Below are 23,365 nucleotides of genomic sequence, written 5' to 3'. Positions count from 1 at the left end.
TGAATCATTGTGAAAAGACACGTTCTTATCATCGAACCGATCAGCTCCGGTGATGGATTGCCAAAAGCGGCGAAGGAATTAAATTGTCACGTCACAGCCCTCGCCCTCAACACCGGTTTTGTGAAAATTAGCCCGGAATGCCTCAGCAATATTGATACCCTGATCGAAATGAATGTCAGCGATGAACGAGAGCTGGAGCAAACCATCATGAACGTCAACGAAAAGCACCCCATTGATGCGATACTTAGCGGCTTCGAGTATTTCGTTCCGCATGCGAATCGAATAGCAGCAAAACTAGGGCTTCCATCCAATCGCTTGGATTGGGTGGAAGCCACCCGCTACAAACACCTCATGTATGAGAATTTCTCACAGTTTCACCTCCCTTGTCCAAAGACTTATATCGTCCATCAGGCAGCAGAGGCTTATGAAGCAGCATCCATTGTCGGGTTCCCATGTATCATTAAGCCTTCTGACGGAATAGGCAGCAGCAACGTTTATAAAGTGTGGAACGCGGAAGAGCTCGATGAAAAGCTTTCCATTATTCAAAATCGGCCGTTGGAAGAGGATTGGCAATTTGCCATGAGTCAAACCGTTTTGATTCAGGAGTTTATCGACGGCGAGGAGATTAGCGTTGAGACCATTGTAAGGAATGGCGAGATCACTTTTCAGAACGTAACCGACAAAATCGTTACCAACGGTCCTTGCTTTGTTGAATTGGGACATTTGGTTCCAAGCAAAAAAGACCCCCTGATCATTGACAGGATTCTTACCGTTACGCGTTTGCTTCATCAGTCTTTAGGGATCCGATTTGGAGCGACTCACGTGGAAATGAGAATCGTAAACGGTCAACCAATCGTGATCGAAGTGGCTGCGCGATTGCCGGGCGGGAATATCCCTTCCATCATTCAACAAAGCAAAGGAATCGACCTTTGGAAGGAAACCGTCGCATCTTATCTCGATTTGCCCATGGAATACACACCTGATCACCCAAAAGGTGTATGCATTCGTTTTCTGACAACAGAAAAAGCGGGTTCATTTCAAATTGAGGGCGTTGATCGCATCAAAGATCGGCCCCATTTACTGAAATACTCGGTGAAAACTTGCCCGTTTGAAACCAGCGGGCGAATTGAAAATTACGCGGACCGTTATGGATACGTAATAACTTCGGGGAAAGATGCGGAAGAAGCATTGGCGGAGGCTGAGTTTTGTATCAGTCATTTAAAATGGGTTGAATTCGTAAAGAGTGGAGCTGTTGAAAATGAATCCGAATAACAAATTGGATGCCATTGTTATCATCGGGGTCAGTTTATCCAGTTGTTTGCCAAATTTGGTAAAAGAATGTAACGAAAGAGGGCTGGCAGTCGTATTAGTCAGTGAGAATCGTTACACACCGGATATGGCCAATTACCATGAGTTCATTCATCTCTATCAAGAGCGCACCAATATGGCAGATATTTTATTCGAGGAAAAAAGCCTGACAGAAGGGAAAATCCTGCAAATTATCCAAAAAATAAGAGAGACTTGCCATATTAAAGCGATCATTGCTTCCGTTGAGACTTATGTTGAAATCACAGCAAAAATAAATGCCGTTTTGGGCTTGCAGGGGCCGGGAGCAAAGGCTGCCTTTGTTTCAAGGAATAAAATTTTGCAACGCATGCTGTTAGAACAACATGGTTTCCATACTCCGGATTACATGGTCACGGATTCGGAAGCGGATGTCAGTGATTTTATCGATAAGCATAAAACGGCCGTGATCAAACTTCACAACCGCTCGGCAAGCTTCGGCGTAAAAAAAGTCAGCAGCCGGGAGGAGCTGTCTGCCTATTTGGAGGAGTTCGACGGCCAGACTTATCTTATCGAACAATACATAAAAGGAAGGGAGGTCAGTGTAGAGTGCATCGTCCAGGATCAGCAAATCTATCTGTTTAATATCACCAGCAAGGGAAAAGGGGAAGAACCGTATTTTGTGGAGACCATGCAATTGGTGCCAGCCGGCATAGAGAACCGCGTATCGCGCCAACTTTATCAGTTGGCGAAGGATCTGATTGAGATAAATGAGATGTGCACGGGGATTCTTCATTTGGAGGTCATGATCGAAGATTCCACAGAGAAACTGTATACAGTGGAATATGCAGTCAGAGAGCCGGGACATAACATTCTTGACTTGATTAACTGGCGTTTTAACGAATCCGCGCTCGGCTTATACATGGACGCGATGCTGGGAAGCCGCATTGATTATTCTCTGGAAGAAAAGAAAGAACGAATGGCTGTTACGGCGTACGTGGATTTCCCGGAAGGAGAGATTGTCGAAATCCTTCAGCGCCGCAGTTTATTGGAAATCGAAGGTGTGAAAGAATTTGATTTTTTTGGAAAGCCAGGTGACACAGTAAAGAGAGCGGAAAGCAACTATGATCCAATCGCAGCCATTATTATTTTCGCCGAGAATGAAGATGAGCTCCGTGCCACCTTAGATGAAATCGATGATGCGTTTACAGTCAAAATCCAAACGGCATCCGGTCTGGTGAATGCCACGTTGACTGAGAAAATTCGGCAGGAAGTGGCGGTTAACAGCACCGTGAAAAATTAAGAAAAAGGGTGAAGTTGACAGTGGAGGGTATTTCCGATAAAGCAACGGACAATAAACTGAACTTTGGCATATGGGTGATGCTGATAGGGACATTCTTCGTGGTGGTTGCTGACTTCATGATTATCCCGTATTATGCCATTTACTTTACAGAAACTATGAAATACAGTGTTTTTTTTAGCGGCATGGCACTCTCCACTTTTAGCATCAGTTCAAAGGTTGCCAATTTTACGGGCGGTTATTTAATTGACCGTTTCAGGCCTGAGATCTTTATCAACCTTGGGTTCATTCTGATGATTATCGCGTATATTTCCCTGATCTTTATAAATGTACAATTCCTGTTTATTATCGCGTTGATGCTGCTCGGATTCGGAGATGGCTGCATCGGAATTGCGATGAAATACAAGCTCATCGCGCAAAGCGAAACTCCCGCCCAAAAAGCCAGAATGTTTGCGCTGATCTCGATCTGCTTCAATCTGGGGAGTATGGTCGGACCGCTGATTGGGTTCCTGCTTGTGGGACTTTCCTACAAGCTTGCATTCACATGCATTGCGATCCTGTATCTCCTCACTTACATATCCATTCGACTGTTTACTTTGCCATCTGCCGCAACGGAGAAAAGGCAATTAAATGTAAAAGAAGACTTCAAAGAGATTGCTTCTCACAAACAGTTTGTAAGTTTCATGCTGCTCGTCATCGGGTTCTTCATTGTGTTTTCACAATTCCAGTTCTCGATCCCCGTCATTTTGAAATCCATCTACCAGTCTGATGCAGCGTTTAAAATTAGTACTATTTTTGCCTTAAATGGATTGGTGATCGTCCTTCTACAGTATCCCATCGTGAGAAGGCTGGAAAACCACAATATGCTCAGAACCTCGTTAGTCGGGTTTTCGCTGGTCTTGCTTGCTTTTACCCTCATCGCCATCTCACAATTTCTCAACCTCGGCTTTAGTATGATCTACCTCTCTATTTTTGTGTTTACTGTCGGGGAGATCATGTTCAATACATTCTCAAACAGTTATGTGAGCACCATTTCTCCCAAAGGCAGGCTGGCTACCTATCTCGGATTTATCGGACTCGCTTCTGGTCTGGGAAGCTTTTTCGGCAATTCAATCAGTGGAAACTTAATTCCCACACTTCTTGCTGTCAACAAGCATTACTTGGTCTGGATTGTTTTTGTCGTAATGGGTCTACTGCTCATGGGCGTCTATTTCTTCATGAGAAAACTGCTTCTAAAAAATGAAGTTGAGGAGATTCAAAATGCCAACTAATTTCATGGAAGATCATCTCAACCGTTTTTTTTCGGAATACTATCCCCGGACACATCATTTGCAGTACAATCAAAACCTTTTAGCTGAATTGGATAGGGAGGCATTTCAGCAAAAATTCGAGGAGTTTTGCCAAAGGATATCCAAATCGGTTGATTTTGCAAGCCCCCGCTATTTGGCCCATCAGGTTTCTGTCCCTACAGATGTAGGGCTCTTGGGCTTTTTTATTGCCAGTCTCTATAATCAGAATCAACACGCCTATGAAGCCTCTCCGGTGACGACAGAGATGGAGCTGGAATCAATCCGTGAGCTGCTGGACCTCTTTGAATTCCCGGAAGAGGGGTGGGGGCATTTTACCAGTTGCGGGACAGTCGCCAATTTAGAGGCGGCTTGGCTCCATCGCAAGAAACACAAGAACAAATTCCGTTTGCTTTTCCCTTCCACCGCTCATATCTCCTGGGGGCGCATCGCTGACATCATTAACGCTGATTTCAGGATCATCGGGGTTAACGAAAAATTTCAAATGGATTTGGAAAACCTTGAAGCAGAATTGAAAAAGGCCAGGGATGAACAGATCAACGTGCTGCTCGTGGCGAATTTGGGGGCAACCGGATGTGGCGCAGTTGATCCTATACACGAACTGGTACCACTAAAAAGAACGTATGATTTTTCTTTGCATGTGGATGCGGCATGGGGAGGATATCTAAAAGTTCTCATAAACACCGGCTTGCTCTCTGATCATTTCGTAAACAGTCTCGGAGCTCTGTATCATGCAGATTCGATAACCGTCGATCCTCATAAACAGGGATTGCTCCCCTACGGCTGCGGTGCCGTTTTGTATCGGGACGCCCAATTAAAAAAAGAGATTGTTCATCAGGCACCCTATACCTTCATTCTGGGTAACAACCTGGGCCAAATTTCTTTGGAAGGGTCACGCAACGGAGCGTATGCCGCAGCAAGCTGGCTGAACACTCAACTCTACCCGCTGTCGGAACAAGGACTGGGGAAATTGCTAAAAGCGATGATCCGGCAAACAAGGCAATTGAAAGAAGAGATCGAACGAAGCGGGTTCAAAGTGCTAGTCGAGCCGGAGATGAACATTCTTTGCTTTTATCCAGACTTGAGCACACTTTCACGTATAAATGATCTGACAGAAAAATTGATTGAGAGATGCTCCATCTCAAACGGTGCGCGCTACCCTATTTTTTCGAAATTCGTCATCGATGATCTAAAATATCTGGAGCAAATGCCATGTGTTGTGGATGACAGCAAGCTCGTTGCCATTCGCTGTGTGGTATCAAAATATTATCGGGATTGGGAGGAATGGAGAAAGATTTCAAGCTCCATGGCAGACAGTATGGATTCCTTGATGGCTGAATTTGCATAGGTTCGTTTGTATTGGTGCAAAAGGGAGGGAATTAGTATGGAGGTAAGTTCAAAGACCTCAGATAAACTTACATTGGCCATTGAATCCCTTGGATACAAGCAAGAACTGGGGCGAGTATTGCGAACGCGAGATCTGTTCGTTTTCGGAATGGTTTCGATGGCCCCGGTTTCCGCCCAGACTTTTTTTGGTTCCCTTACCCAAATGTCAAACGGACACGCCGTATTAGCCTATGTGATTGGGTTATTGGCTATCATTTTCACTGCAGGCAGCTACGGGAAAATGGCTGGGGCATTTCCTATTGCCGGTTCGACGTACAGTTATACATCCCGTGCGATTCATCCTGTATTGGGATTTCTGGCAGGATGGGCGATACTTATTGATTATTTACTGATCCCGATTCTTGTTTACAAATTAAATGCACTGTTTGCCATTCAGGTAGTGCCTATTCCTTTGTGGCTTATGCTGTTAATTTTTGTGTTATTTGTAACAATATTCAATTACATCGGGAACTCGGTGACAACAAAAGTGAATATGCTCATGACGGTACTGATGATCGGCGGAATCGTGCTGTTTATGACATTTGCCATCAAAGCCCTGCAGAACGGTGTTGGAGGCGGAGCCGTTTTCTCGCTGAAAGGAATTTATAATGAAAGCACATTTTCGTGGAATGCGCTTCTTGCGGGATCATCGATCGCTGTTCTAAGCTATCTGGGTTTTGATGGTGTTTCCACATTGGCGGAAGACTCCAAAGTGACGGGAAAAATGATAGGAAAAGCCTCGATCCTTGCTTGTATCGTTTGTACCTGTCTGTATGTCGGGCAGGTTTACTTTGCAACCTTGATTATCCCGGATTTTACCAGCTTCCAATCTGCAGATACCGCGTTTTTTGAAATCAGCACCATGATCGGCGGCAGTACATTGGCGACCCTACTAACGGCAATCCTTGCAAGCTCAGGGATCTCAACGGCATTGGCAGCTCAAGCGGCCGCTTCGAGACTGTTGTATGGAATGGGGAGAGATGGCGTCATTCCCAAGGTTTTCGCCTATATTCATCCGAAATTCAAAACTCCCTCGAACAGCATTCTCTTTATGGGCGTATTGGGTTACTTTGGTGCCTTGTTTTTTGATCTCAATCTCGTCTTTCTGATTGTTGCCTTTGGCGCTTTACTGGGATTTTGTTGTGTAAACCTGTCAGTCATTTGGAAATTCTTTATCAAAGATAAAAAAAGATCCGGGATACATTTCATAACCAATCTCGTCTCTCCCTTATGTGGGTTGCTTATCTGTTCATACATTATTTATGGAATGGATCAAATCGGGAAAATTTCCGGGCTTTTGTGGTTAGTCGTTGGTCTGATTGTGCTGGCAGTAAAAAAGAAAGGTTTCTCTGCGATTCAGACATTCCACAAATAATTGGAGGGGTACCGCATGAATATTTACCAGGTCCTGGAGTTAATGTATGAAAACGAGGTTAACAAATATCGGGTGATTAATATGACACCTAGCGAGAATGAGCCAAGCGCGTTTGCACGAATACCGTTCATTCTGGATCTGTACAACCGCTACTTTTTTAATGTGGAAGAAAAGCGAAATGAATGGGTATTTCGCGGTGCACAAGGCGTGCATCGGATTGAAACGGAAGTTGCCATACCTTTACTGAAAGAACTTGGCCAAGCGAAATATGTGAACCTGCGGCCGCTTTCCGGATTAAGCTGCAGTCAAATCGTACTTCGAGCCTTCGGGGGAGGGATCGACAGCAATATTTTAGCTGTTGCACCTGAACAAGGCGGGCATCACGCAACAGAAGATTTAGCGAAGAGCGTTGGTTTACATATCCACTATATGAAAGGGATTGATGAGCACACGATTGACCTCGATTTCCTCGAGCATCAATTGAAGGAAAGATTTTATCATCTTGTTTATGTAGATCAATCGACGTGTTTGTTTCCGGTAGATATCGAAAAAATGGTCCGAATCATTCGAAAGGTTTCTCCAAAAACGATGATTCATGTTGACATGAGCCATTATCTCGGACTGGTTTTTGGAAAAGCGAAGCGCAATCCTTTGGCCCTGGGTGCAGACTCGTACGCCGGGTCTACACACAAAACGTTTCCGGGCCCCCAAAAAGCCGTGTTCTTTACCGATAATCACGAGCTGATGAAGAAGTTCGATCAGACACAGTATTATGTTGTATCCAGTCATCATTTCGGGGCTGTAGCAAGTCTGGCCCTGTCATTAATGGAGTTTAAGGAATGTGGAGGATACCAATATTCATCAAGGGTTTTGGAGAATGCGAAAACATTGGCGCATTGTTTAGACGAACTTGGGTATGAAGTAAGCGGAAAACAATACGGTTTTACGGATTGCCACCAAATCTGGGTGAGCACCAGTCGTGTGGGAATGGATTCATTTGAAGCCAGCGAGCGTCTTTTCGATGTGGGAATCCGTGTCAATGCTTATCCTAGCCTCCCTGGAATGAACGAGCCTTCTTTACGTATTGGGGTAAACGAAATCACGAAGCAGGGTGCTGAAAAAGAAGAAATTCTCCAGCTTGCAGAAATTATGGATGCGGCGATCCGCGGGACATCCCCTCAGTCAGAATTGAGAAAAAGGGTGCAAGGAATTCGAACGAAAAAGATAGAACACTATGGATATTCTCTAAAAAACAGCGAGCTGAAGGAGCTGTGCTCCCGGCTTCTGGGCGCCAGTCTTGGAGGTGTTTTTGACAGAGAAGGCCAACCTGCACCGATTTCTTAGACACAAGTTTTTTGTTTGAACGCCTTCGATAGGGAATACACTTTGAATATACTTTCGGTTATCGGTTGTTGTATTGGCGAGTGTTTGCCATCATTACTGTCTCGGAGGGAGATCACATGCACAGGAAACCGGACACACAGATCAATATCCATTACACGGAATATGGAACAGGTACACCCCTCATCATGCTGCATGGTTTCGCACCTGATAGCCGGCTCTTACTCAGGTGTATGGAGAATCTGTTTTCTGATCAATTGCATGGATGGAAACGAATTTATGTAGATTTGCCAGGCATGGGAAAGTCCCCCGGCAAAGAGTGGATCAACAGTTCCGATGATATGCTTCAGGCGGTATTGGATTTCATCGAGGAAGTGATTCCCCATCAGGATTTTGTGATCGTAGGCGAGTCTTATGGGGCGTATCTGGCACGCGGAATTATCGCCAAACAATTTGAGCGGGTGAAGGGGCTGGCGATGATTTGTCCGCTTATTGAACCAGAAAAGTCCAAAAGGGATACACCCGAACATGTGGTGCTGTATAAAGATGAATCCTTTCTCTCAACGCTCAGCCGCGAAGAATACGAAGAGTTTACTTCGATTGCGGTCATTCAGGATGAGTACAATTGGAGAAGATTTGATGAAGAGATATTATCCGGGGTGAAAATCGCTGATGAAGAATTTCTCGGCAGAATAAAGAAGAACTACGCTTTTTCGTTTGATATCGATCAGCTTCCGTCAACCTTCACCCATCCGGTCGTCATCCTGACAGGAAAGCAAGACTCGATCGTAGGGTACAAGGACGCATGGAAGATTATCGAACAATTCCCCCACGCGTCTTACGCGGTTCTCGATAGAGCCGGCCATAATCTTCAAATCGAGCAGGCCGATTTGTTTGAAAGCCTCATGCTCGAATGGTTAAGAAGAGTAGAGAAACATATCGGCTGAGTCAGGCAGCGCTGCCTTCCACAAGGTCTAAAGCCCAAAATTGCGTAAAGTATTCCCCCTTTGCTTTGTGGAGCTGTATCAGTAGAGCACAGGGGGATTTTTTTACGTATCGAAACGTTAACGCTTTTTTCTTGTACCAGTGTTTTCCGTCCGATAAAATGAAGTATACAGTTTTTGGCTTTTTCTGATCGTTAGCTTGTTTTGGAGGTGGAGAAATGAGGGGCAAAAGGCTTTACTTATGGTTCACGGCATTGCTGATGGTGTGCGCGTGGATTCCCTTTACGGCTGCGCATGCGTCGGAACTTTCAGATAGGGAGCTGGCCCAGCATTGGGCGAAAAAAGAAATACAAGCGTGGGTAGACAAGGGGTATGTGCAAGGGTACAGGGACGGGACGTTTAAACCGAATAATCCCATCACGCGCGCCGAGTTCATTTCCTTGTTGAATCGGGCACTGGACCTCAAGGAACGGGCTGCCGTGCATTTTTTTGATGTGCAAAACACGGATTGGTACGCCAGCCAGGTCGCGATTGCGGTAGCGGAAGGGTACGTAAGCGGCTATCAGGATGGGACATTTCGCCCGAATCATCCGGTGACGCGCCAGGAAGTAGCCGTGATGCTGGCCAGAATCGCCAATCTGGAAGCAAATACGAGAGCTGCTGATCACTTCCTCGATGCGATTCCGTCATGGAGCAAAGGGAGTGTAGGAGCGGTGCAGGCCATTGGCTGGATGCAAGGGTATCCAGATGGCCGTTTTGGTGTGCAGCGGCCGATTACACGTGCTGAGGCCGTCGTGACGCTGGACCGTTTTCTGAATAAGCGTCAGACGATTACCTACGATCGTGCAGGGACGTATGGACCGGCTTCCGGCCGCGGAACCACGATCGGTGATGTCGTGATAGGCACTTCCGACGTCACCTTGAAAAACATGCGGATTATCGGCAGCCTGACAGTAACCAAGCAGGTAGGGAAGGGCAGCGTTTTCCTGAAGAATGTGAAGGTGGAGGGTGAAACCAGGATATACGGCGGTGGAAAAAACAGCGTCTACTTCGAGGATTCGGAGCTGGGCAAGATCTTTGTCGACAAAGACGATGACAGTGTACGGCTGGTAGCCTCGGGAAAAACCAAGACGGATCATGTCACGCTTCAATCTGGCGCTATTCTTTTGGAAAAAGATCTGTCAGGAAAAGGATTTACCGATGTGACGATCGCGGAATCGGTCTCGGACGACGCGAGCATTTCGCTGCAAGGTGATTTCGAAAACGTAGTGCTAAAAGCCGCAGATAGCTATGTGGAGTTGAAATCGGGACAGATCGATCAACTGGAGGTCAGTAAAACCGCCGGGAAATCGGAACTAAATCTGAATCGCGGAACAAGAGTTTATCAGGCCGATTTTTACGCCAAAGCAAAAGTGACCGGACAGGGCAGGATTGACAGGGCATATCTTGCAGTAACGGGTGTCCAGTTTGAAAAGCAGCCGGATCAGCTGCGTTGTGCAACCAATGTCAGTTGCCAGGATCGCCGCGATGACGACCGGGATGACCGGGAGAAACCTACGCCGCCAGCTCCCCTGGAAATGACAGACGTGAAAACCAATCTGGACAAACGCACGATCCAGGTAAGCATCAATAAAGCGCTCCAGGGCGTCGGGACTGAAATGTATCAGCATCCGAAAGGCGGCACCATACTCATCCCGAATATCAAGCTTCCGGATAAAATTAGTTATCATGCAGGTATCTGGAAACAGGGAACAAAAGACACAGACAGCCTGAAAATTGTGGATATCGATAAAGTAGCAGGGTCCAGCCGTCAATTCCAATTGACGTATAAGCCTGATGGCATCTCGCAAGGAAAATACGTTGTGGTTCTGTACACAGGCTATCCCGGAAAAAATAACATCCGCGTTATCGCAACGAGCAGCGCGTTTTCGTTGTATGAAGAAAAAACGCCTTTGATCAAAGGGGTGAAAGCTGAACCGCAGTCGATTCGCTTGACGGCATTGAATCAAACGCGGCAAATCAGCTTGAAGGCTAGCTGGAGCAACAACACCACGACGGACGAAACCGGGAAAGCGACGTGGAGCTCGAAGGATGAAGCGATCGCAACGGTGAAAAACGGGCTGGTGACCGCCAAGCGGAACGGAAGTACGGTGATAAAAGCGACGTACGGAGGGTATACGGTCGAGATTCCCATAACCGTAGACATATACGTGGAGCCTCCTGCGCCTAAGGTAACGGATTTGGTCAGCTCCTCCCGCTTCGTACAGATGAAAGAGATTGGTCAAACCACGCAGCTTCTCGTGACGGCAAAATGGAGCGACGGCAAATCCAGCGATGTGACGAGTCAGGCGACCTGGAGCTCGGAGGATGAAGCGATCGCAACCGTGAAAAACGGGCTGGTAACCGCCAAAGGCAAAGGAAGTACGGTGGTAAAAGCGACGTACGGAGGGCAAACGGTCGAGATTCCTGTAGCCGTAGACATATACGTGGAACCTCCTGCGCCACGGGTAACGGATTTGGTCAGCTCCCCCGGCACCGTGCAGATGGAGGAAATTGGTAAAACCGTGCAGCTTCTCGTGACGGCAAAATGGAGCGACGGCAAATCCAGCGATGTGACGAATAGGGCGACGTGGAGCTCCGAGGACACGTCGGTCGCGACGGTTCAAAACGGACTTGTAGCCGCCAAAGGCAAAGGCAGTACGGTGGTAAAAGCGACGTACGGAGGGAATACAGTCAAGATTCCCGTAACGGTAGACGTATCCACTGATCCCCCTGCGCCTGTGGTGACGGAGTTGGTCAGCTCCTCCAAAGCCGTGCAGATAGATGAAATCGGTAAAACCGTGCAGCTTCTCGTGACGGCAAAATGGAGCGACGGCAAATCCAGCGATGTGACGAATCAGGCGACGTGGAGCTCCAAGGACACGTCGGTCGCGACGGTCCAAAATGGACTGGTAACCGCCAAGGGTGAAGGAAAAACGGTCGTGCATGCGGCTTATTCGGGTCAAACAGTTGCCATTCCCGTAGACGTTCAGGTAGCGGTCACTCCTCCGCCAACGATCACAAAATTACAGCAACGGCCCGCATCCGTCACACTGACTTCAAAGGGGCAAACGGAGCAAATCCAAGTGGAAGCAACATGGAGCAACGGAAAGACGACAGACGTGACGGCTGAACTCACATGGTCTTCTGAGACTGAGTCCGTCGCTACGGTAAATAAAGGGTTGGTCACAGCCGTAGGCAGCGGCACTGCAACCGTGAAAGCGAAGCATAGCGATTTCCCGGACGAAATCAAAGTTCAGGTAACCGTCGATCTGCCTGCCGAAGCAGCTAAAGTCGAAGCGAAGATGGAGAACAACAAACCAGCCGCAGGCGAAACAAACTTGGTTACCCTGAGGGTGAAGAAATCCGACAATACGGCAGATACTAGCTTTTCTGGGGAAAAAACGGTCCGAATTTCCGGCTATAGCGCCGCACCGTCAGGAACAAGCGGCAGCTTCGCCGGTACAGACTTGATCAAGGGCGGGACAGAGGTTCAAGTGAAGTTTGAGGCAGGCGAAGCAAAGATTCCGCTCATCCTGCATCATGCGGCGTCCCAATCACTGAGCTGGAGTGTGACAGGTGTCACTCATGCAGCCGCTGATATGACAGTTGAAGTCGCACCTGCTGCGCCCGAACAGCTCAATATCACAAAGCAGCCAAGCAGCACGGTCAAGAGCGGAGAAAGGTTCGACCTGCAGCCAGTGATCGAAGTCGTCGACCGTTTCCACAATCGCGTGACAGCAGCTACGATTCAAATCGTTGCCAGTATCTCCTCAGACGGATCGGGAAGTGCAGTGTTGACGGGGACAACAAAGAAGAATGCTGTCGCGGGAGTTGCCGAATTTACAGATCTGGGATTGCAGGGCACAGGAAAGGGAGTACGGCTTTCCTTTACCGCAGCGGGCTTGGAAAAGGTAGATAGTGATACGATCGACTTCATGGGGGATTTCGCAGGTGGAGAAGGTACCAAGGAAGAACCCTACGTGATCAACTCCCCGGAACAACTGGATAAGGTGAGGAACAATCTGTCTGCCCACTACATCCTGGGCGGAGATATTGATCTGGGTGGAAACGAGTGGAACCCGATCGGGTCAAACAGCCAACCGTTTTCCGGAACTTTTGACGGCAGAGGGCATACCATTTCCCGTTTAACCATAAAACGGGCAGGAGTGGCACATGTTGGATTGTTTAGCAGTGTAAGCGGGTCAAGCGCCAAGCTTTCAAACCTCACACTGAAAAATGTTGAAGTGACCGGCGAAATTTCCGTAGGGGCACTGGCTGGCTCGCTCCAGAGTGGCAGCGTGACAAATGTACATGTGAAAGAAGGAAACGTAAAAGGGCGAGCTTCCGAAAATGCTTGGAATTCACGGGAAATAGGCGGACTCGTTGGAAGCATCCGCGCAGGGGCAACAGTGTCCCAGTCGAGCGCATCCGTGCGCGTGGAGGGAACAACAAGCATTGGCGGTCTTGCCGGAGCATCTGAGGGAACGATTGAACAATCCTATGCCGAAGGTCAGGCAGAGGCCAATGGCACCGATTTGGGTGGTTTGGTCGGCGGGAATTTCGGAACCATCAAGCAGTCATACGCTCGTGTGGAAGTGACCGGAGGATCTCAAAATATCGGGGGCCTTGTCGGAGGGAACGCTGGAATAAATGGATTCCCTGGAGCCATCCAGGAATCATTCGTAGCAGGGAAAGTTGACAGCAACGCTGAAAGGAAAGGGGGACTCGTCGGAAGCAACAACATGGGGAAGGTAGAGAGTTCCTATTACAACCAGACCCTGAGCGGGTTATCAGACACCGGCAAAGGGGAGCCAAAATCACAAGAACAGATGCAGAACCAAGGAACGTTTGCAGGCTGGGACTTCGACCGAGTTTGGGAGATTCTGGGGAGTAATACTCCAACCTTCAAATGGGCGAGAAAGTAAAAAGATAAACTGCACAAAGCTAAACAGAACGTAAAAACGAAACAAACATAACGAACAAAACAAAACAGACTGCCTCGATTGGCAGTCTGCTTTCATTCAAAAGGCAAGTTCGGGCGTTCACATCAATCTCTGACGCGCCCGAATCTCCTCTCTGGCACGGTCATTCATTCGGGCCGGACTCCATTTTGGTTCCCAAACAAGTGAAACATCCACCTCTTGAATTCCGGGTACGGCCGTAACCGCTTCTTTAACATTCTTTACGATATCATCGGCCAGCGGGCATCCGGGAATGGTCAGAGTCATGTCAATTTTCGCATGCCCCTGATCTTCCACCTCAACCTCATAGACGAGCCCGAGATCAACGATATTCACTCCGATTTCCGGGTCGATCACTTCTTCCAATGCCGTCCAGATTGCATCTTCTGTATTCAAGCAGAGCACCTCTTTCCTACCTGTTCGCTACTGCTTACGATACCCAATCATGCAACCGCTTTATGTATAAAGCGGGCATTGTCTTTTGTGAATCGACACAAATCGTCACGCGCCTACCTTCCCCGATGCTTCGCTTTTGCTTTTTGCTGCCGGATTTCCCGTTTTCGTTCCCTGTCTTCTTCTTTTTGCTGACGGGAGGTTACCCGCTTTTCTTTTTTCCTCTGCTCATGCTCCAGCTTCAAAACCTCTTGGGCGTGAGAAGAGATTCCTTTTGCTTTCAGCTCGCGAGCGACCTGTCTCGCTAACCGCTTGGGATTGATCCTCCGCTCCTGAAGATCTTCCACCTTCACTTCCTGGGAAAGCCTGTCGATGATACTGAAAATGCTGTTCTGTACGATAAACTCCAAAATTTCGGTGTCCTTCGGTTCGGAGCCGAAGATCCATTTGCCAGCCTTTAGTTTGCCGTTGTCAATTTCCTCCACAACACCTACCCAAAATTGACCGTCATGATACACAGTCAGCTTCATGTCGTTTCCCCCTCAAAAAAAGTATGACGGCAAAGACGGACATCCCGAGGGGGGAAGGTTACTGATATGGTGAAGCATGCTCTGCAAGGCTGGTGGCCAAAAGAGAGCCACGCGGTCACCACATGTTCGGACTACCAACCGAACCGTGTTTTTTCATTGCCGTTTCGTATTTCCCAGTATAAAGGATTACATCGCAGATCGGAATGGATGATAGGGAAATTACAATCATATTTTTGATAATTTACAAAAATATGGTAAAATATAGATTGGGTGGTAAAACCAGAAAAATGGCACCGAAAGGATGAGTGGTCTTACCGGTTTGACGGGAAAACGAATAACTGGCAGGCAGTCCTGGTGGGGGAATGGAGTACGAAGAGGGAATCCAACAGCAGTTTGTAGTGTAAAAGTTCCGGCAAAGAGGCAGATGGACTGGCTAAAAAAGTGCGGATGATCCAACGCCAAAACAGGCAGCCCCAGATGGTAGAGCGAACCCGAAAAACATGGTACCATGTGTGTTAGCGTCTATCGCTACATTTGACAATCTGGCCGCATTCTCTCTGAATGACTGCCTATCCTACAAAAGATCAGGTGACTGCTATGCAAATCTTGACAGTAGAAAACCTCTCCAAAAGCTACGGGGAGAAGGTTTTGTTTGACGATATTTCGTTTCACATCGCCGAGGGGCAGCGGATTGGCTTGATTGGCGTCAACGGCACGGGGAAATCCTCCCTCTTGAAAATCATCGCCGGAATGGACACAGCGGATAGTGGAAAGGTGATCCATGCCAACCATTTCCGCGTCGAATACCTGCCGCAAAACCCCCATTTTGCCGAAAATTCAAGCGTACTGGAGCAAGTCTTTTACGGGGATTCTCCGCTGATGCAGCTCCTGCGCGAATACGAGCAGGCCATGGAAGAGCTGCAGGCAGATCCCGCGGACGAGCGAAAACAGTCCCGGATGCTGAGCTTGCAAAGCCGGATGGATGCCGCCAATGCTTGGGAGGCCAGTACACAGGCGAAAATGATTCTGACCCAGCTCGGTATCCTTGATTTTTCCCAGCAGGTACAAGAGCTGTCCGGCGGGCAGCGCAAACGGGTAGCCATGGCACGGGCCCTGATCCAGCCGGCCGACCTGTTGATCCTGGACGAGCCGACCAACCATATCGACAATGAAACGGTAGAGTGGCTGGAGGAGTATCTCTCCCGTTATAAAGGGGCACTTTTGCTGGTCACGCATGACCGCTATTTCCTCGATCGTGTCACCAACCGGATTTTTGAGCTGGATCGCGGAAAGCTGTACAGCTATGAGGGGAATTACGGGGTGTTTTTGGAGAAAAAAGCGGAGCGGGAGGAGCATGAAGCGGCTGCGGAGAGCAAACGGCAAAATCTGCTCCGGCGGGAGCTGGCCTGGCTGCGCAGAGGGGCAAAAGCCCGGACGACCAAGCAGAAAGCGCGCGTCCAGCGGGCAGAAGAGCTGCGCGATCGGAAAGTGGACGGGCCCGCGGATAAGCTGGAGATGACTTTGGGGGCCAGCCGTCTGGGGAAAAAGGTTCTCGAAATCGAGGAGATCAGCAAATCCTTTGGGCCGCGTCAGTTGATCCGGGATTTTAGCTATATCGTCCTGCCCCAGGATCGCGTGGGGATTATCGGCCCAAACGGGAGCGGAAAATCGACGCTGCTGAATATGCTGGCCGGCAGGCTGGAGCCTGATTCCGGTCAAATCGAGGTGGGTCAGACCGTCAAGCTTGCCTACTATACGCAGGAAAATGTCGAAATGGATGAAAAGCTGAGAGTCATCGAATACATCAAGGAAGCAGCAGAGGTAGTGCACACCAGTGAAGGGGAAGTGATTACGGCTTCGCAGATGCTGGAGCGATTCCTCTTTCCTCCACACCTCCAATGGACGCCGATCTCGCGGCTATCCGGCGGAGAGAGACGGCGGCTGTATCTTTTGCGAACACTGATGGGTGAGCCCAATGTTCTCTTTTTGGACGAACCGACCAACGATCTGGATATCCAGACGTTAAGCATTTTGGAAGACTATCTGGAAACCTTTCCAGGTGCCGTGATCACCGTATCACATGATCGCTATTTTCTCGACCGGACTGTGGATCATCTGTTTGCGTTTGAAGGGGAGGGACAGATTCGTCCCTTTACCGGCAATTACTCGGAGTACCTTGAAATCCGGCGAACAGAGCTGGAGCAAGAAGCGGCGGAAAAGCGGAAGGTGGAGAAAAAAGAAGCAGCCGACAATGCCGGAGCTGCCGATGATAAAAGCCCATCAGGCCGCGGCGGCAACCGCACCCGCAAGCTCTCCTACAAAGACCAGAAGGAATGGGATGCGATTGAGGGGAAAATTGCCGCGCTGGAGGCCAGGAGCGAACAGCTGAAACAGGAGATTGCGCTGGCGGGCAGTGATTACGGGAAAATTGAGAAGCTGTATGCCGAAGAACAGCAGGTAGCCTCGGAGCTGGAAGCAACCATTGAACGATGGACAGAGCTGTCTCTTCTCGTAGAGGAGCTGGAGCAGGGGAAATAGCTGCGAAATAAATGTGAAATAACTGCTCATCCGCAATCGGAACGAGAGTAAGATACCCCTTCCAACAGCAGGCGGTAAGGGGTATATCTGAGCAGCTTGTGATTTTTGCGAATATTACACGAAATCATAGATTCACCATTTTGTTGTTTGACAAATCTACCGTTTTCAAGTAGACACAATTCTATTATGATAAGGAATATCAAAATATGAAAAAAGGAGAACGCTATGGCTGAATACCTGACGGAACGGAAAGCATTGCATATGACTTTGCAATCTCTTTTGGAACAGCGCGCTTCATTGCGACGCCAATATGTGGACCAAGACAAGCAACTGGGTCTGGACATTAAACAAATTTTGGCAAGAGTTCGTGAGCTTGACCAGATCGAAGGGAACCTGGAATCGTATTCGGTCGATGAAGAACCTGCTTACACAAGCAGCGAAACGGCAGAGGTCATGGGAAGGGTAAAAGCGAGAAAAACCCATATTCGGCATGACTACGAAGCCGTAGCCAATCAGGTGGAAACGATTTTAAAAGAGATGTCAGCGATGACGTTGAATGACCTCTGTGACGAGCTGAAGAAACGGTGCGGCGTTGAGTTCGCAAGCCCTTACATCGGCATTCACAAAGCCATCAAGCATTTACCGCATGTGAAAATCGAAAAGGACGGAAGAAAACTTGTTTTTTCTTTGGCAACATAGAACGACTGCAAAAAAAGAGGGCAGCGTGCATCACGCACAAGCGCTCTCTTTTTTGTATCTATATTAGCCGAGCAAAGCCCTGAACATCCACGCATGTTTCTCCAGGCTGGTTTGGATCGACAACAGCAGGTCAGCCGTACTCTCATCGCCCAGCTCGTCGGACTTTTTTATGCCGTCTTTTAATTCCTCGATGATAATGGAGAAGTCTTCAATCAGGGTTTTGACCATCTCCGTCGTGTTTTCTCGGTCAGTTGCTTCTTCAATACTGGCTTCGTGGAGACAATCACCCAATGTGGCCAAGGGCTTTCCATGGAGAGCCAGGATGCGTTCAGCGAGCGTATCGATGTGCAAAGACGCTTCGGTGTACAGCTCCTCAAACTTCGCGTGCAGCGTGAAGAAAGCAGGTCCTTTTACATTCCAGTGATAGTTTTGCAGCTTCATGCGCAGGACAATCCAGTTCGCTACCTGTTTATTCAATACCGGGAAAAGGCTTTCCATGGTGCACTCACTCCTTGTTTAAAATGATTATCAACTAATATCTATTATAAATAAGTTTCCGTACTTGTCAACCTCTTTTTCCACCCTTTTCCTAACAATTTCTCGAAGGCTCCTTCACCTCCCTCTGGTTATTCTAGAATCTGAGAAGAGAATTTCTCATTTTCTATGCGGTTTCCAGCCGAAACGATGGGTGTGGAGAGGTTGCTCCCCTTTTTTTCTCTGGCATTGTTCTTGCAACTTTTCTGAAGTGAGTAACCAATCAGGAAAGGATGAGGAGAATGGAGCGCAAAACCCGGGAAGAATCTCTGGAACTGGCAAAGGAAATTCTTACTTTTATCGAAAGTGAGACGTTGAGTGTTGAGCAGAAGAAAAAGATTGTCAGTGATTCGATTGATAACTTTACCAACCATGTGACCAAAGCAATATTGGCGCATCGGAAATCCGTTTCCAACGACTTCTCGGTGGTGGAATGGGAAGACGAAGGAGCCATTTTTCGCGATACGATGGGGGATGAGTACATCGATTGTCTGGGGGGCTACGGTGTGTATCTGCTGGGTCATCGCCACCCAAAAGTGGTCAAGGCGGTAGAGGCGCAGCTCAAGCGGTACGCCCTGCACAGCCAGGAGATGGTTGACCCGTTGCGCGGCTATTTGTCCAAGCTGGTTGCCTATATTACCCCCGGAGATTTGCAGCACTCTTATCTCGTCAACTGCGGTACCGAAGCCAATGAAATGGCTTTGAAGCTGGCGCGGCTGGCGACCGGCAAGAAATGTTTTATTTCCACGGAAAAGGGCTTTCACGGCAAGACGATGTTTTCGCTCTCTGCTTCCGGGAAATCGACGTTCCGTGAGCCGTATATGCCACTCGTTCCCGGCTTCCAGCATGTTCCGTTTGGCGATGCAGATGCCGTTGAGCAGGCCATTCGCATGCTGATTGCCACCGGTGAAACCGTGGCCGGTGTGATTGTAGAGCCGATTCAAGGGGAAGGGGGCGTCAATATTCCACCGGATGATTACCTCCCGCGCCTGCGTGAAATCTGTGACCGCTACGAGTGCCTCCTGATCGTCGATGAGATTCAGACAGGCATGGGACGTACGGGTACGCTGTTTGGCGTCGATCACTGGAATGTCGTACCGGATATCATGACGCTGGGGAAAGCCTTTGGCGGAGGCGTCATGCCGATTGCAGCCATGGTTGCCAAGAAAAAATGGTGGGGCAAGATGGAAGAAAATCCGTTTCTTCTCGGCTCATCCACCTTTGGTGGAAATCCGCTTTGCTGCGCAGGCGCCATCGCGGGCATCCACACGATCCTGGAAGACAATATCCCGCAGATGGCCAAGGAAAAAGGCGATTATATCATGGTGAGACTGGGCGAGATCCAGGAGCAATATCCGGAGGTGATGGTTCAGGTACGCGGACGCGGTCTTTTGATCGGCATGGAGTTTTCTAACAACAGCCTTGGCTACACACTGGCCAAAATGCTGTTCGGCAAGAAAATCCTCGTTGGCGGTACGCTGAACAACGCCACCGTGATTCGCATCGAGCCGCCCGCAGTGATCTCGTACGAACAGATCGATTATGTGCTGGCATGCATCGAAGAGGGGATTGCGCAGCTTTCCAAAGACATGAAGGTGGCGAGGTAAACTGGGGGAAGAGAGCAAGAAAACAGGAGCAATATAGAGACCGAGAAAACAGGAGCAATAAAGGGAGCAAGACAATCAGAGAGCAAGCAAATGGAAAGGGGAGCAGGCCCAATTCTGCTCCCCTTCTTTTTTGTGCATTCATAAAGTTTACTTTCGCTAAAGCGATGGAGGGTGAAAGTATACGTGCAGCTAAGGACACGTCAAAAAGCTTGGTGGAGCCAGGTTTTCTAATAAAAAATACCCCCACCCTTCATCTGGAGGTGGGGGTACCGTGTCCCGCGCTTTCCACTTACTGCGAGCTTTTTACCTCAGACCAAACCCGGTCGTACAGCTTGACTGCCTCGCCGATATCTGCCAGGCTTTCCACCCGTTTCATCTCCTCAGGCGGTGGATAGATCGCGATATTATCCAGCGTTTCCTTGGGGAGCAGCTTGCGTGCTTCCATGTTGGGACTGATGTAGGGAAAATCCTTGGAAATTTCCGCGTTGACCTCAGGCTCCAGCAGGTAATTCATAAAGGCCTCTGCCGTTTTTTTATGCTTGGCTCCGGCGGGAATGAGCAGGTTGTCAAACGTAATCATCAGCCCTTCCTTGGGCAGCACGGTGGTAATCTGCGGCTTTTCGCGCTGAGCCAGAGCGATCTCCGGTCCCCAGACGACGGCGACATTGACCTCACCATTTACCATCAGCGTTTTGGGGCTGTCACTGTCAAAAGCCTTGATATTGGGCATCAGCTTGAGCATTTTTTGCTTGGCTTCTTCGAGGTGGGCGGGGTCGGTATCATTGCCGGAGTACCCCAGCGTTTTCAAAACCATACCCAGAATGAACCGCTGGTCGTCTACCATCACGATTTGCCCTTTCAGCTCCGGTTTCCACAGGTCTTCAAAGCTGGTGATGCTGGTTTTGATCTGGTCGGGATTATAGCCGAGAGAGACGGTATTGCCCATGTACGGAATGCTGTACTCGTTTCCGGGGTCATGCTCTTTGTTGATCAATTCCGGGTCCAGGTTCTTGAAGTTGGGAATGTTGGACATATCGAGCGGCTGGATCAACCCCTGTTTGACCATGGACTGGATCAGAAAGTCACTGGCGACGATCAGATCGTAGATGCCTCCGCCTGCCGATACTTTGGCCAGCATCTCTTCATTGGATGAAAACGTACTGTAATTGACTTTTACCCCGTACTTTTCTTCAAAGCCTTTGATCACCCGCTCTGGCAGGTATTCCGACCAGTTGAAGACGTTCAGTTGCTTGTCCAGACCATTCTCTTCGGCGGTTCCCTGTGACGCCGGCGACGAGCTGCACCCTATCGCCGTCAGCACCAGTGACAGGGACAAGCCCCCTACCGCTGCGATATGCCTCCAGCCTTGCTTCATACAAAATCCCCCTCTGAAATCAGTTGATTTATGGGCAAATGACAAACGCGCCAAAGACTATTGCTTGCGCATTCGCAGGCGTTCCGCAAAAATGACGATCACCAGCGTGACGACGAGCATCAGGGTCGAGAGCGCGTTGATTTCAGGCGTCACGCCAAATTTCACCATGGAGAATATTTTCAAAGGCAGTGTTGCACTGGCAGGTCCGGCGACGAAAAAGCTGATAATCACATCGTCGAGAGACAGGGTAAAAGCAAGCATAGCTGCGGCCAGAATACCAGGAGCGATGACGGGTATCGTTACTTTGACGAAGGTTTGCCAGGGAGTCGCGCCGAGGTCCATGGCCGCTTCCTCGATACTCTTGTCAAAGCCGGCCAAGCGCGCTCGAACGACCACGACGACAAAGGGGACGGAAAACGTGATATGAGCGGCGATCAGCGTCATGTAACCGAGCGGTACCTTGAGCTGGGCAAAGAGAGCCAGCATAGAGATGCCCATGACGATTTCCGGAATGACGATCGGCAGGTAAAGCATCGCGTCCAAAGCCGTTTTGCCGCGAAAGTGATAGCGGTACATCCCGACAGCAGCCAGCGTGCCGATCATTGTGGCGGCGATCGTGCTGATCAGCGCGACAATCAGCGAGGTCTTCATCGCTTCCAGGACATCGCTGTTCTGCATCAATTTGAAATACCAGTCAAAGGTAAAGCCGGTCCAGACTGCATTCAGCTTGGATTGGTTAAAGGAGTAGAGGATCAAAATCGCAATCGGCATGTACAGAAACAGGTAGATGAGCGAAGCGTAGAAGACTGAGAGCTTGCTACCGAGCGAGTGGCGCATCCTACATCAGCTCCTTTCCCGATTTGTCTTTGCTGATCAGGATGTAAGCCGTTATAAAGAGCAGGGTCAGCGCCATCAGGATAATCGAGCTGGCCGAACCAAAGGGCCAGTCCCGTGCCGTGAGAAACTGATTTTTGATCAGATTGCCGATCAGTACGGTTTTGCTGCCGCCCATCAGGTCCGGGATGAAAAAGAGACCGAGCGACGGTATGAAAACGAGCAGGGAGCCGGCCATGATGCCCGGAGCCGTAAGCGGCAAGGTGACCTTCCAAAAGGTTTGCAGCGGTTTGGCACCGAGATCGGAGGATGCTTCCAGAAGCGAGCGATCCAGCTTTTCGATGGAGGCGTACAGCGGCAGGATCATAAAGGGCAGCATGGTATAAACCAGTCCGATCAGGACAGCCGTTTCGTTGTACAGCAGGGAGAGGGGCTGACTGATAATGCCCATCTGCTGCAGAAGGGTATTGATCACTCCTTCGGTGCGCAGCAGAACGATCCAGGCATAGGTGCGGATCAGTGAATTCGTCCAAAAAGGAACGATAATCAAAAGCAGCAGGATATTTCGGTAGGAGGCGGGGGAACGGGCAATGATGTAGGCAAAGGGATAGCCGAGCACCAGACAGATCGCCGTCGTAAAGAATGCGAGAACACAGGAGATCCAAAGAATCTTGATATAGAGCGGGTCGATAAAACGGACGTAGTTTTCCAGCGTAAGCGGCATTTCAATCCCGCCAAAAGTGCTGCGGGAAAAGAAGCTGACCCCTAAAATCAAAAGAAGGGGCAACAGGAACAAGGCAACCATCCAGATCACGATGGGGCCGATTGTCCAGGTTTTCCCGTAATCGCGGCCAAGCCGTTTCGGATTTTCGCTTGCAGTCTTTCGGAGCGCGGCAGAGTCGATTACCGGGGCTT

Annotated in this window: 17 protein-coding genes; 11 read left to right on the top strand and 6 right to left on the bottom strand. The window is 49.0% G+C overall.

Annotated elements, in window-relative coordinates:
* The first annotated feature begins 9 nt into the window (after positions 1–9).
* From NDK47_RS21035 to NDK47_RS21000, 8 genes are all read left to right on the top strand, one after another.
* The gene (locus NDK47_RS21035) at positions 10–1,272 is read left to right on the top strand and encodes an ATP-grasp domain-containing protein (RefSeq protein ID WP_251871715.1); all 1,263 of its coding nucleotides are present in this window, start codon (positions 10–12) and stop codon (positions 1,270–1,272) included.
* Positions 1,259–2,587 carry an ATP-grasp domain-containing protein gene (locus tag NDK47_RS21030; RefSeq protein ID WP_251871714.1) on the top strand — a complete coding sequence of 443 codons (1,329 nt, stop codon included), beginning with the start codon at positions 1,259–1,261 and terminating at the stop codon, positions 2,585–2,587. The genes NDK47_RS21035 and NDK47_RS21030 overlap by 14 nt, the downstream gene beginning before the upstream one ends.
* Positions 2,588–2,607: 20 nt before the next feature.
* Positions 2,608–3,855, top strand: a complete 1,248-nt coding sequence (locus NDK47_RS21025) for an MFS transporter (RefSeq protein WP_251871713.1) — start codon at positions 2,608–2,610, stop codon at positions 3,853–3,855.
* Entirely contained in the window at positions 3,845–5,239 is a 1,395-nt protein-coding gene (locus tag NDK47_RS21020; RefSeq protein WP_251871712.1) for a pyridoxal phosphate-dependent decarboxylase family protein, read from the top strand. The genes NDK47_RS21025 and NDK47_RS21020 overlap by 11 nt, the downstream gene beginning before the upstream one ends.
* Positions 5,240–5,275: 36 nt before the next feature.
* Positions 5,276–6,652, top strand: coding sequence for an APC family permease (locus NDK47_RS21015; RefSeq protein WP_251871711.1), 1,377 nt, complete (start codon positions 5,276–5,278; stop codon positions 6,650–6,652).
* A gap of 15 nt (positions 6,653–6,667) precedes the next feature.
* Entirely contained in the window at positions 6,668–7,996 is a 1,329-nt protein-coding gene (locus NDK47_RS21010; RefSeq protein ID WP_322112074.1) for an aminotransferase class V-fold PLP-dependent enzyme, read from the top strand.
* Positions 7,997–8,112: 116 nt separating this feature from the next.
* Entirely contained in the window at positions 8,113–8,940 is an 828-nt protein-coding gene (locus NDK47_RS21005; protein WP_251871710.1) for an alpha/beta fold hydrolase, read from the top strand.
* Positions 8,941–9,155: 215 nt separating this feature from the next.
* On the top strand, positions 9,156–13,904 hold the full coding sequence (locus NDK47_RS21000) for an S-layer homology domain-containing protein (RefSeq protein ID WP_251871709.1): 4,749 nt from the start codon (positions 9,156–9,158) through the stop codon (positions 13,902–13,904).
* A 117-nt stretch (positions 13,905–14,021) separates the two neighbouring features.
* Here NDK47_RS21000 and NDK47_RS20995 read toward each other — a convergent pair whose 3' ends face one another.
* Together NDK47_RS20995 and NDK47_RS20990 are read right to left on the bottom strand one after the other, a co-directional pair.
* Positions 14,022–14,345, bottom strand: coding sequence for a metal-sulfur cluster assembly factor (locus tag NDK47_RS20995; RefSeq protein WP_322112073.1), 324 nt, complete (start codon positions 14,343–14,345; stop codon positions 14,022–14,024).
* Between the two features lie 104 nt (positions 14,346–14,449).
* The gene (locus tag NDK47_RS20990; RefSeq protein ID WP_251871707.1) at positions 14,450–14,863 is read right to left on the bottom strand and encodes a YjdF family protein; all 414 of its coding nucleotides are present in this window, start codon (positions 14,861–14,863) and stop codon (positions 14,450–14,452) included.
* A 597-nt stretch (positions 14,864–15,460) separates the two neighbouring features.
* Here NDK47_RS20990 and NDK47_RS20985 point away from each other — a divergent pair.
* Both NDK47_RS20985 and NDK47_RS20980 read left to right on the top strand, forming a co-directional pair.
* Entirely contained in the window at positions 15,461–17,401 is a 1,941-nt protein-coding gene (locus tag NDK47_RS20985; RefSeq protein ID WP_251871706.1) for an ABC transporter ATP-binding protein, read from the top strand.
* Positions 17,402–17,626: 225 nt separating this feature from the next.
* Entirely contained in the window at positions 17,627–18,100 is a 474-nt protein-coding gene (locus NDK47_RS20980) for a Rok-like winged helix domain-containing protein (protein ID WP_251871705.1), read from the top strand.
* Positions 18,101–18,163: 63 nt separating this feature from the next.
* On the opposite strand, the gene NDK47_RS20975 is transcribed toward NDK47_RS20980, so the two are convergent.
* Complete coding sequence (locus NDK47_RS20975; RefSeq protein WP_251871704.1) at positions 18,164–18,598, bottom strand: Dps family protein; 435 nt, start codon at positions 18,596–18,598, stop codon at positions 18,164–18,166.
* Between the two features lie 278 nt (positions 18,599–18,876).
* On the opposite strand from NDK47_RS20975, the gene NDK47_RS20970 reads away from it, so the two are divergent.
* A complete protein-coding gene (locus NDK47_RS20970; protein WP_251871703.1) occupies positions 18,877–20,241 on the top strand; it encodes a putrescine aminotransferase in 1,365 nt (454 codons plus the stop codon).
* A 289-nt stretch (positions 20,242–20,530) separates the two neighbouring features.
* Here the strand turns inward: NDK47_RS20970 and NDK47_RS20965 are convergent, their stop codons facing one another.
* From NDK47_RS20965 to NDK47_RS20955, 3 genes are read right to left on the bottom strand one after another with little or no spacing between them, the layout of a single operon-like run.
* The gene (locus NDK47_RS20965; RefSeq protein WP_251871702.1) at positions 20,531–21,616 is read right to left on the bottom strand and encodes an ABC transporter substrate-binding protein; all 1,086 of its coding nucleotides are present in this window, start codon (positions 21,614–21,616) and stop codon (positions 20,531–20,533) included.
* A 57-nt stretch (positions 21,617–21,673) separates the two neighbouring features.
* Positions 21,674–22,453, bottom strand: coding sequence for an ABC transporter permease (locus NDK47_RS20960; protein ID WP_251871701.1), 780 nt, complete (start codon positions 22,451–22,453; stop codon positions 21,674–21,676).
* A 1-nt stretch (position 22,454) separates the two neighbouring features.
* Positions 22,455–23,255 (bottom strand): ABC transporter permease, encoded by an 801-nt coding sequence (locus tag NDK47_RS20955; RefSeq protein ID WP_251876309.1) that lies wholly within the window; start codon positions 23,253–23,255, stop codon positions 22,455–22,457.
* Positions 23,256–23,365 lie beyond the last annotated feature (110 nt).

Origin of the sequence: Brevibacillus ruminantium (assembly GCF_023746555.1) — a bacterium.
GTDB classification, from domain to species: Bacteria; Bacillota; Bacilli; order Brevibacillales; family Brevibacillaceae; genus Brevibacillus; species Brevibacillus ruminantium.
This window is presented reverse-complemented; position numbering and strand designations above follow the sequence as displayed.